Origin of the sequence: Chromobacterium sp. LK1 (assembly GCF_001043555.1) — a bacterium.
GTDB lineage: Bacteria > Pseudomonadota > Gammaproteobacteria > Burkholderiales > Chromobacteriaceae > Chromobacterium > Chromobacterium aquaticum.
Genome location: NZ_LDUI01000074.1, coordinates 1 through 11,027, shown reverse-complemented (window position 1 = coordinate 11,027; position 11,027 = coordinate 1). Strand labels below are relative to the sequence as shown.

The window sequence follows — 11,027 nt, the reverse complement described above, 5'->3', positions numbered from 1 at the left end:
GAGCATTTTGAGCTCGTTTTCAACGCCGTATCACCGACGCGCAGCAGATCGTAAACAGGTTCTTAGTTGCGGCGCAGCTGGCAGGCCAGGCTGCGCGGCACCAGCAGCCTTTGCTCGTTCAGGATGTCGTTGCTTGGGAAGTAGCGGATTTCGCGGATGCCGTCGTCTTCGCGCAGTAAGGTGATGCTCTTGGCGGCGGGGATGTAGATGATGATCTGGCCGGCTTGGTGACAGACGATGCTGTAGGCGTTGAAGTCGCTGTCGCTCAGGTGCTCGCTGTTTTGGCGCAAGGAGCGCGGCAGCCGCTGATCGTCGCGGCCTTCCGCCTGGCTGGCGGCGAGCAGGACGGCGAGCGTCAGCGGAATCAGGCGCTTCATGGCGTTGGCGCTTATCCGGCCGGACGCAGCCGGCTGTTCAGATAGCGCTCGCCCTGGCGGCGCAGCGGCGGCGGCGCCAGCCGCAGCCATTGATTGAAATGCAGGCCCAGCAGGGTGTTGTTGCCGGCTTTTTCCTGCAAGGCGATGGCCAGGCTGTCGTAGATGGGGTCGTCGTCGTGGAGGTCGTCGGCGCAGGCTTGGGAGAAGCTGTCGCCGTCCGCGCTCCAGTGGCAATCCGCGCCCAGGCGCAGGCCGTAGCCGTGGCTCAGGCCGGAGGCGAGCAGGCGCGCGTATTGGCGCTCGAAGCCAGCCGGGTCGAACAGATAGCTGTCGCTGTGCAGCCAGCGGCCGTCCAGCCGCGCCTGCACCATGCCGTGGAACAAGTGGGACGGCAGGCACAGATAGACCGGCGCCGGCACCGCGTGGCGCAGAATGCGCTTGTCCAGCCGCACGAAACGCAGCCGCGCCGGGATGCCGGCGGTGGTCAGCAGCGCGCGCAGCAAGTCGCCCTGGGCGTTGCAATGGCCGCGGCCCAGCGCCAGCGTGCGCTCCGGGCTGACGGTTTCGAACTGGGCGGTGAAGCCGAAGCGCACGCGGTCGCGCACGAAGTCGTGCAGCGCGCGGCAGTAATCGCGGTCGTTGTCGGGGGAGGCGTCGCGTTGCACCTGGCGCAGGGCTTCGCTCAGGCTCGGCCCCGTGCTGGACGCGGGGCGGATGGGGAGGACTTGGAGGCTTGGATGCATGGCATGCTCTGGCGGCAGGTTTTAATCATATTGAATATTCTGGGCCGGGGATTGTCAATGCACAGTTTGATGACGGCAGGCCGGAAAAGCCGCCGGCCCGGAGGATGGGCCGGCGGCGCACAAAGCACCGATCAAACGTGCAGCAGCAGGAAACGCCGTTCCCACGGGCTGATCACGTCGAAGTACTCGCGGTACTCGGCTTCCTTGATCGCGCTATAGGTGCGGATGAAGTGCTCGCCGAACAGATTGGTCAGCGGCTCGCATTTGAGCAGCATGTCGATGGCGTCGTCCAGGTGGCGCGGCAGTTGGTGCGGCTGTTCATAGGCGCTGCCGCTCAGCGGCTCGGACGGCATCAGGCCCTGTTTCATGCCCAGGTAGCCGCAGGCCAGGCTGGCGGCGATGGCCAGATAGGGGTTGACGTCCACGCCGGCCAGGCGGTTTTCCACCCGTCGCGCCTGTGGGTCCGAGTGCGGCACGCGCAGGCCGCAGGTGCGGTTGTCATAGCCCCAGGACAGATTGATCGGCGCCGAGGTGTAGCGGCTCAGCCGGCGGTAGGAGTTCACATAGGGCGCGAAGAAGGGCATCGCCGGCGGCAGATAGCTTTGCAAGCCGCCGATGAAGTGGAAAAACTTCTGCGAGGGCTGGCCGTCCTTCAGGCTGAAGATGTTCTTGCCGCTGTCCTTGTCCACCACGCTTTGATGCAGATGCATGGCGCTGCCGGGCTGGCCCTGCATCGGCTTGGCCATGAAGGTGGCGTACATATTGTTGCGGATCGCCACTTCGCGCACGGTGCGCTTGAACAGGAAGACCTGGTCCGCCAGCGCCAGCGGGTCGCCGTGGTCCAGATTGATTTCCATCTGGGCGGTGCCCATTTCGTGGATCAGGGTGTCCAGCGCCAGGCCCTGGGCCTCGCACCAGTCGTACATCACGTCGAAGATGCCGTCGTATTCGTTGACCGCGTCGATGGAGAAGCTCTGCATGCCGGCTTCGGTGCGCTTGGTGCGCCCCACGGGCGGGCGCAGCGGGATGTCTTCGTCCGGCTGGATTTCCACCAGGTAGAATTCCATTTCCGGCGCCACCACGGCCTTGAGGCCTTCGTCTTCGTATAGTTTCAGGATGCGCTTGAGCACATTGCGCGGCGCCAGGTCCACCGGGCGGCCGTCGAAAAAGGTACAGTCGTGGATAATCTGGGCGGTGGGTTCCAGATTCCACGGCACCGGGCGCAGGGTGCTGGCGTCCGGGATCAGCCGCATGTCGGGATCGGCGATGGAGGTGAAGTCCTGCTCCGGGTAGTCGCCGGTCACGGTCATGGACAGCACGGCTTCCGGCAGGCGCAGGCCTTCGGCGGGATTGTATTTGTGGCGCGGCACGATCTTGCCGCGGGCAAGCCCGGTCATGTCCGGGATCAGGCACTCCACTTCGGTGATGCGGTTGTCGTCAAGCCATTTATTTATTTGTTCTGCGTTATTCATAAACCCTCTGGTTTCATGTGTGCGCGCCGGAGCTGCTGTCGCGCTGGGCGGCATGCCTCAGCGTATGCGGCCGCTGCGCTTGTACTAAAAATAATCTACGGTCCAGTGTTCGGCAGCCGGGGCTGCGCGGGCAGGCGGGACGGGGCTGGAATCGGGCCCAGTGATGGATTGGCAATCCGGTTGCTCCTCTCGGTCAGGCAAAACGGCACAATGCCGGTTTGAAGGGTATTGATCGTTTTGGTTTTGAAATGTTCAATATTTTGAACAAATGCATGCTAGTACCGGCGCATGGACATTCGCAATGATTATTGATTGGAGTCCGCTCTGTTGTTGGTTTGCGGCAACAGGGAAATCTGACAAGGGGACTGTTAAGACCTCTTTATGAGTATTAGAATTGACCGATATGGAAAACGATACCGAGCAGTTGAAACCCGCCTCAGATTCCAAGCCCAATCCGCCGCGCCGCCGCTGGTGGCGCTGGCTGGCGCTGCCCATTGTGCTGCTGGCCTTGCTGTGGGGCTTCCTGGGCTGGCTGGCGCCGGGCATGATCAGCGACGCCGCCGCCAAGTGGGCAAGAAGTATTGGCCGCACGCTGAGCATGGGCGAGGTCAGGATCACGCCCTGGGACATGTCGCTGGAAGTGCGCGACTTGAAACTGAGCGAGGGCGACGGCCGGCCGCTGTTCGCGGCGCAGCGGGTCTATCTGAACCTGGATCCCTCCATGTTGCTGATAGGCCGCTGGCAGGCGGAGGAGTTCTCATTGGACCAGCCGCGGCTGGCGCTGACGCGCAACCGCGCCGGGCAGTGGAACTGGGCCAGCTTCGTCGCCGACGCCGCCGGCCCGGCCAAGCCGGAGGGCGGTTCGGACAAGCTGCCGCGGCTGCTGATCAAGGCCTTGAACATCCGCAACGGCCAGGCGCAGCTGTCCGATCAACTGGGCGGCGGCGAGCGCTTTTCCATGGTGCCGCTGAATCTGGCCTTGGTGGACCTGTCCACGCTGCCGGAAAACGGCAGTTATACGATGCAGGCGGCGCTGACCGACGGCACCCGTTTCAATTGGAAGGGCAGCATCAATCTGCAGCCGCTGAAGTCCGACGGCGAGGCGCAGATGGCGGAGCTGCCGCTGGCCTCGGTCTGGCCCTATGTGCAGCCGCATTTCAATACCGCCGCGCCGGAAGGGCGCTTGTCGGTGTCGGCGCGCTACCGCTTTGAAATGTCAGGCAAGACGCCGGAGCTGACGGTGTCGCCGTTCCGCGCCAGCCTGCTGCGCTTCGCGCTGAAAGCGCCGGGCGGCGGCAGCGAGTTGACGATTCCGGAAGTCCGCGTCGAAGGCGGCGCGCTGGATCTGGCGCGCTCGATGCTGAAAGTGCAGTCCATCGAGCTGGATCAGGGCCTGGCGATGGCCGGACGCGATCGTGACGGAACGGTGGATTGGCAGAAGGCGATTCCGGCCGCGCCGGCCGTCGCCAAGCCGCAGGCGGAGGCCGCGCCGCTGCCGTGGCTGGTGAATATCGAGGCGATCAAGCTGCGCAATTGGCGTCTGAACTATGCCGACCATGGTTTCCGCCAGCCGCTGGCGCTGGAGGCCAGGCTGCCGGCCTTGTCCGGCCGTTTTTCGCTGTCGCCCGACCATGGCTTCTCGCTGAGCGGGATGGTGGCGCGCCTGGAAGAATTGAAGCTGGGCGCTCAGGGCGCGGAGCCGGCCTTGAGCCTGGCCAGCGCCGAGCTGGCGTCCAGCCAGCTATTGCAGCAAGGCCGCCGCATCGAACCGGGCAAGCTGACGCTGAGCGGCCTTGAGGCCAAGGTGGAGCGCGACCGTGCCGGCCAGGTCAATCTGGCCCGCTTGTTCGAGCCCGCCGGCCGCGCCAAGCCGGCCGCCGCGCCCGCGCGCGCCAAGGATGAGGCGGCGCCGGCCTGGAAGTTCTCCTATCCGGAAATGGAGCTGCGGGACAGCCGGCTGAGCTGGACCGACCGCAGCCTGTCCAAGCCGGTGAGCGCGGCCTTGTCCGATCTGGGCGGCACGGTGGAGGTGGGCGACGGCCAGCGGCTGGCGCTGGACCTGGCCGGCAAGCTCAATGGCGGCAAGCTGGCGGCCAAGGCCGATATCGACGCCGCCGTTGGCGCGTTCAAGGGCAAGCTGCGCGCCGACGGGGTGCAACTGGCGCCGTTGGCGCCCTATGCCTTGAGCGGCACGCCGCTGCGTTTCGGTGGCGGCGCGCTGTCGGCGGATCTGAACCTGGATGTCGGCGCGCGCGGCTGGCGCGTCGGCGGCTCAGCCGGCGTGGCGCGGCTGGCGGTGTACGAGCCGGGCGAGAAGCTGCCGCTGCTGGGCTGGCGCGATCTGCAAGTGCGCGGCCTCAGCGCCCAGGGCATGCCGCTGAAAGTGGCGGTCAACGATGTGCGGCTGCAAGCGCCGGCGGCGCGGCTGGTGCTGGACGACAAGCGCGAGCTCAACTTCAAGCGCCTGTTCGCCGGCCAGGGCGGCAAGCCGGCAACGCCCGCGCCGGCGGCCAAGGCGGCGCCGCTGCCCTTGGTGGAGGTCAAGTCCATCCATGTGCAGGGCGGGCGGGTGCAGTTCGCCGACCATGGCATGAAGCCGGACTTCGCGTCCGACATGCACAATCTGCGCGGCTCCATCCAGAACCTGTCCACCCGCGCCAGCCAGCGCGGCAATATCACGCTGGACGGCGATGTGGACCAGTTCGGCGACGTCAAGGTGCGCGGCGCGCTGTCGCCGCTGGCGCCCACCGACAATACCGACATCACCCTGGCCTTCCGCAATATCTCCATGGGCACGCTGAACCCGTATTCGATGAACTTCGCCGGCTGGCAGGTCAAGGACGGCCGTTTGTCGGTGGACCTGCGCTACCTGCTGGAGCAGCGCCAGCTCAAGGGCGAGAACCGGGTGGTGATCGATTCCCTGCAACTGGGCGACGAATTGCCGGACAGCGAATACAAGGGCCCGCGGCTGCCGCTGCGGCTGGCGGTGGCCATCCTGGAGGACAGCGATAAGCGCATCGATCTGGACCTGCCGGTGGCCGGCAGCCTGGACGATCCGCAGTTCAGCTACGGCAAGATCATCTGGAAAGCCATCGTCAACGTGGTGACCAAGGTGGTGACCGCGCCGTTCCGCGCGCTGGGCGCCTTGCTGGGCGGCGAGGGTTTCGACGATATCCGCTTCGTGGCCGGCGAGGCCAATGTGGCGCCGCCTGAGCGCGAGAAGCTGGTCAAGGTGGCCGGGCTGATGGTCAAGCGGCCCAAGCTGATGCTGTCCATCAGCGGCGGCTACAACGCCGACGCCGACCGCAAGGAAATGGCGCGCGCGCAGACCGATCTGGCGATCTTCGCCGCCGCCGGCCATCAACTGGGCGCCGGCGAGCCGCTGCCGCTGCCGGACATGCAGGACGAGGCCATCCTGTCCGCGGTCAAATCGGTGTACGGCAAGCAGATCGGCCGCCTCAAGCTGCTGGGCCACACGCTGAAGCCGGGCGGGCCGTCCGGCGCGGCCTTGGGCAAGCTGCTGCGCGAGGAGTTGATCGCCGCGCAGAGCATCACCGACGCCAGCCTGCAGCAACTAGCCAAGCAACGCGCCGCCAACGCGCGCGCGGCCATGGTCAAGGTCGATCCGTCCTTGCAGGAGCGCATCCAGTTGGGCGAGCCGGTCAAGGCCTCGGCCGGCCGCGACGGCGTGCCGCTGGAGGTCAAGCTGAAGAGCTCCTGACCCAGTATTCCGGGCCGCCGCCGCGCGTCGTGTTTTTGCTCATGACGAACGGGAAAAGTGGTGGCGGCGCGGCATAGCGCTTGATATGTGTCAACGAACGGCGTAACTACATATAGTGTAATACGCCGTTTTTCTTTTCCAGATGTTGCGTATTGGACGTGTTGAAACCTTTTGCGAGCCGCACAGTCCATTGCATGCTGGAACGGGGTCGTACTGGCCGCCGCAGGTCGCAATTCAAGAGGAACCGGGAACCATGAAGCAGGAAAACATCGCCGCCATGACTGAGCAGGACATCTCCCGCGAGGTGTTGCTGGAAAAATACGCCAAGAACGGCGAGCAAAGCGTGGGCGAGGTGCGGCTGCGCGTGGCCAAGGCGCTGGCGGCGCTGGAAAGCGATCCGGCGCGTTTCGAGCCGCTGTTCTATCAGGCCCTGGAAAACGGCTTCATTCCCGGCGGCCGCATCAATTCCGCCGCCGGCACCGAGCTGCGCGCCACCCTGATCAATTGCTTCGTGCAGCCGGTGGGCGACTCGGTGTCGGAAACCGAAAACGGCAAGGTGGGCATTTACGAGGCCTTGCTGCAGGCGGCGGAAACCATGCGCCGCGGTGGCGGCGTCGGTTACAACTTCTCGCGCATCCGTCCCAAGGGCGCGCGGGTCAAGGGCACCAATAGCCGCGCGTCCGGCCCGGTGTCCTATATGCGAGTGTTCGACCGCAGCTGCGAAACGGTTGAATCCGCCGGCGCGCGCCGCGGCGCGCAAATGGGGGTGCTGGACATTTCCCACCCGGACGTGGAGGACTTCATCCACGCCAAGGACCAGGGCGATCTGCGCAATTTCAATATCTCGGTGGGCGTCTCCGACGACTTCATGCGCGCGGTGGAAGCGGATGTTGCCTGGGAACTGACCCACGCGGTGGAGCCGTCGTCCGACGCCTTCCCCGGCAGCTATCAGCGCGAGGATGGCCTGTGGGTCTACCGCGCGGTGCCGGCGCGCGAACTGTGGCGGCAGATCATGGCCTCCACCTATGACCACGCCGAGCCGGGCGTGCTGTTCATGACCCGCATCAACCAGGACAATAATCTGTCCTATTGCGAGGTGATCGAGTCCACCAATCCTTGCGGCGAGCAACCGCTGCCGGATTACGGCTGCTGCGATCTGGGTTCGATCAATCTGTGCCGCCATGTGCGCCAGCCGTTTGGCGACAAGCCCAGCTTCGACTTCAAGAGCTTCGAGAAAGTGGTGCGCATGTCGGTGCGCATGCTGGACAATGTGCTGGACCTGACGGTGTGGCCGCTGGAGGAACAGCAGCGCGAGGCCCAGGCCAAGCGCCGCGTCGGCCTGGGCTTCACCGGCCTGGGCGACGCGCTGATCATGCTGAAGATACGCTATGACAGCGAGGAGGGCCGCCGCTTCGCCAGCCGTATTTCCGAGGCGATGCGCGACGCCGCCTACGATGCCTCGGTGGACATCGCCATCGAGAAAGGCGGCTTCCCGCTGTTCGACGCCGATGCCTACCTGGCCGCGCCGCATTGCGCCAGCCGGCTGCCGGAGGCGATCAAGGCGCGCATCCGCAAGCATGGCATCCGCAACTCGCACCTATTGTCGATTGCGCCCACCGGCACCATTTCGCTGGCCTTTGCCGACAACGCCTCCAATGGCATCGAGCCGCCGTTCTCCTGGTTCTACACCCGTAAGAAACGCATGGCCGATGGCAGCCAGCAGGAATACCTGGTGGAAGACCACGCCTACCGCGTCTACCGGATGCAGGGCGGCGATACCGACGCCTTGCCGGACTATTTCGTCTCCGCGCTGGAAATGAGCGCGCTGGACCATATGCGCATGGTGGCGGCGGTGGCGCCCTATATCGACACCGCCATTTCCAAGACGGTGAACGTGCCCGGCGATTACCCCTTCGACGATTTCGAAAGCCTCTACCTGGAAGCCTGGCGCGCCGGCCTGAAGGGCATTACCACTTATCGTCCCAATAGCGTGCTGGGCTCGGTGCTGTCGGTGGAACCGGCCAAGCCCAGCGCCGCCACGCCGCAGGACCTGTCCGGCAGCGGCGACGGCGATCCGGACCGCCGCGTGGTGCTCAACACCGCGCCGACGCCGGCGCTGTCCAGCCTGAAATGGCCGAATCGGCCCAAGTTGAAAGAGGGCAACCCATCATGGACCTTCATGGTGGAAGGCGACGCCGGCGATTTCGCCGTGGTGGTGGGCCATGTGGAGAACGGCCGGGTGTCGCCGTTCGAATGCTGGGTCAACGCCACGGAAGAACAGCGTGGCCTGGGCGCGGTGGCCAAGACCCTGTCCATGGACATGCGCTGCCGTGACCACGGCTGGCTGGCGGCCAAGCTGGACGCGCTGTCGCACACCAACGGCGACAAGCGCTATGTGTTCGATCTGGGCGAGCGCACCGTCTACGCCACCTCGGCTTCGGCGGCCCTGGCTCAGGTGGTGCGCCACCGCGTCGAGCAACTGGGCGCGCTGCCGGCGGACCAGAACGAGCCGACGCCGGTGATGGACGCGCTGTTCGCGCGCAAGGAGCCCAAATCCGGCACCGACGGCACCATGAGCTGGTCGGTGGACGTCAGCAACCCGCAAACCGGCGATGACTTCGTGCTCTTCATCAAGGAACTGGTTTTGCCCAACGGCCAGCGCCGGCCGTATTCGATGTGGCTGGCCGGCGCCTACCCGCGCGAGCTGGACGGCTTGTGCAAGATGCTGAGCCTGGACATGCGGGTGATAGACCCGGCCTGGATCGGCCTCAAGCTGCGCAAGCTGCTGAGCTACGCCGAGCCGCAGGGCGATTTCTTCGCCCGCATCCCCGGCGTGGAGAAGTCGCAGAGCTGGCCGTCCACCGTCGCCTACCTGGCGCAGCTGATCATCCACCGCTACGCGATGCTGGGCGTGCTGACCGAGGAGGGCGTGCCGCTGGAGGAGATGGGGGTGATGGTGCCGGAGCAGAGCGATCTGTTCAGCCCGGAAGCCAGCGCCGCCTTGAAACAGGTGCCGGGCAAGCCCTGCCCGGAATGTGGCAACCACGCCTTGATCAAGAAGGACGGCTGCGAGTTCTGCACCGCCTGCGGTCATGTCGGTGCCTGCGGCTGAGTTTTAGACAAGCCGACTAAATGCAATGGCCCCGGCGTTTGCCGGGGCCATTGTCGTTTGGCGCAAGCGTCAATACAGCCCGTTCTGGGCCATCTTGCTGCGGCATTGCACATAGGGCAGGCCGTTGGGCTTGCCTGGGAAGGGGTAGCTTTCCCCCACCTTGCTCAACATCGACGCACTGCTGCTCTTGCGCTGGGTTTTCTTGATCGCGGCTTTGATCGCGGCGGCGTCGCCGTCCACGAACAGCGCCAGGAAACCGCCGTCCACTTCGGACAGCTGCACCGAGCGGATAGGCAGGCCGCCATAGTCATAGCCTCCCGGCAAGGCCTGCTCATGTTCCCATATCTGGTTGGGCGCGCTGCCAGTGGCGCTTGCCAGCAGTTTGGCGATGCCGTTTTCGCTGAGGTTGAGATTGTGGCAGTTCAGCTGCGCCGCCAAGGCCTTGTTCTTGCCGGCGCCGGCCTGGGCGCCGCCGGCCGTTTTGGCCAGCCGATATTGGCCGTCGAAGGGCACGTCGCCGAAGGCGCTGGCGCATCGGTCCAGCTGCAGTTGAACTGAAGCCGTTTGCGGCACGACGCTCATCGTGCAGATGCCTTCGCTGTAACGCCACTGTCCGCCGTTGGCCTGCAGTTGTCCGCTGCCGGAGCCGGAGCGCAGTTGGCCGGGTTTGCCTTTCTGCATCACTTCCAGTTCGAACTTGCCGTTGGGGCGAATGGTCAGCGTGCGTTCGAACTGTTTGTCGGAGCCGTCGTAGACGCCGGGCGCCAGCGGGGCGGTGGCGCCGTCCGCGGCGGGGTCTTTTTGCAGCGCCTTCTTGATGCCGTCCTTGAGAATGGCGCCCAGGTCGAAGGTTTCGGCGTGAGCCGCCAGCGGCAATGCCGCGACCAGAGCCGCGGCGAAGCGTTTACGGTTTGAAAGGGTCATGAAAGAGGCCGTTTAAGTGGCGTTGCGATGAGAAGGTGGCGGAGCATGCCTTGATTATTTAAATTTATCAGGACATTAGCATGTCAATGGGCCGAAAACAACTTGGCGGCGGCGTGATAAAAACCAAGAAGCGGACAAACTGGCCTAAGAACCTGTTTACGATCTGCTGCGCGTCGGCGATACAGCGTTGAAAACGTCTTCGAAATGCTCATGTACCGCGTGTACATTCCGCTTTCTCAGCCATTTTCGCCTTGTCTCGCCTTAGCTCGCGAGATCGTAAACAGGCTCTAAGAACCTGTTTACGATCTCCGGAGCAATAGAGCCAGGAAAGCCAAGTGGATGAACTGCAAGCTGGTATTCAGCTTCCGCTCGCAGTTCTTCCACAGCCTTCTGCTCTTTTCCAACCATGCGAAGCTGCGCTCAACAATCCATCGTTTGGGCATCACCTTGAACGTATGTAACTCGCTTCTCTTGGCAATCTGTACCGTCACATACCCGCCCAGAATCTCCCGCACTCCCTGCGCGAAGGGCTGGCCCATGTAGCCGCTGTCGCACAGCAGGCTTTGCACCCGCTTGAGCCCACTCTGGCAGCGCGCTAGCGCTTTGAGGGCTCCTTTGCGATCAGTCACCTCCGCTGTAGTCACTGCTACCGCGTGGGGTAAGCCCTGGGTATCCACT

At 64.6% G+C, this 11,027-nt stretch carries 7 protein-coding genes; 2 read left to right on the top strand and 5 right to left on the bottom strand.

The window, feature by feature from the left end:
- Positions 1–62: 62 nt before the first annotated feature.
- The 3 genes from VI26_RS22800 to VI26_RS22790 form a co-directional block, all read right to left on the bottom strand.
- Positions 63–377 carry a hypothetical protein gene (locus tag VI26_RS22800; RefSeq protein ID WP_048412040.1) on the bottom strand — a complete coding sequence of 105 codons (315 nt, stop codon included), beginning with the start codon at positions 375–377 and terminating at the stop codon, positions 63–65.
- An 11-nt stretch (positions 378–388) separates the two neighbouring features.
- Positions 389–1,120 carry a transglutaminase family protein gene (locus tag VI26_RS22795; protein WP_048412039.1) on the bottom strand — a complete coding sequence of 244 codons (732 nt, stop codon included), beginning with the start codon at positions 1,118–1,120 and terminating at the stop codon, positions 389–391.
- A 131-nt stretch (positions 1,121–1,251) separates the two neighbouring features.
- Entirely contained in the window at positions 1,252–2,592 is a 1,341-nt protein-coding gene (locus tag VI26_RS22790) for a glutamine synthetase family protein (RefSeq protein WP_048412038.1), read from the bottom strand.
- A 403-nt stretch (positions 2,593–2,995) separates the two neighbouring features.
- Between VI26_RS22790 and VI26_RS22785 the strand changes: the two genes are divergently transcribed.
- Together VI26_RS22785 and VI26_RS22780 are read left to right on the top strand one after the other, a co-directional pair.
- The gene (locus VI26_RS22785; protein WP_048412042.1) at positions 2,996–6,313 is read left to right on the top strand and encodes a DUF748 domain-containing protein; all 3,318 of its coding nucleotides are present in this window, start codon (positions 2,996–2,998) and stop codon (positions 6,311–6,313) included.
- A gap of 253 nt (positions 6,314–6,566) precedes the next feature.
- A complete protein-coding gene (locus VI26_RS22780) occupies positions 6,567–9,425 on the top strand; it encodes an adenosylcobalamin-dependent ribonucleoside-diphosphate reductase (RefSeq protein ID WP_048412037.1) in 2,859 nt (952 codons plus the stop codon).
- 69 nt (positions 9,426–9,494) lie between these two features.
- On the opposite strand, the gene VI26_RS23460 is transcribed toward VI26_RS22780, so the two are convergent.
- Both VI26_RS23460 and VI26_RS22770 read right to left on the bottom strand, forming a co-directional pair.
- Entirely contained in the window at positions 9,495–10,349 is an 855-nt protein-coding gene (locus tag VI26_RS23460) for a hypothetical protein (RefSeq protein WP_156184009.1), read from the bottom strand.
- A 299-nt stretch (positions 10,350–10,648) separates the two neighbouring features.
- Positions 10,649–11,027: IS5 family transposase (locus VI26_RS22770; RefSeq protein ID WP_048412036.1), on the bottom strand; the 379-nt coding region annotated here is incomplete at its 5' end.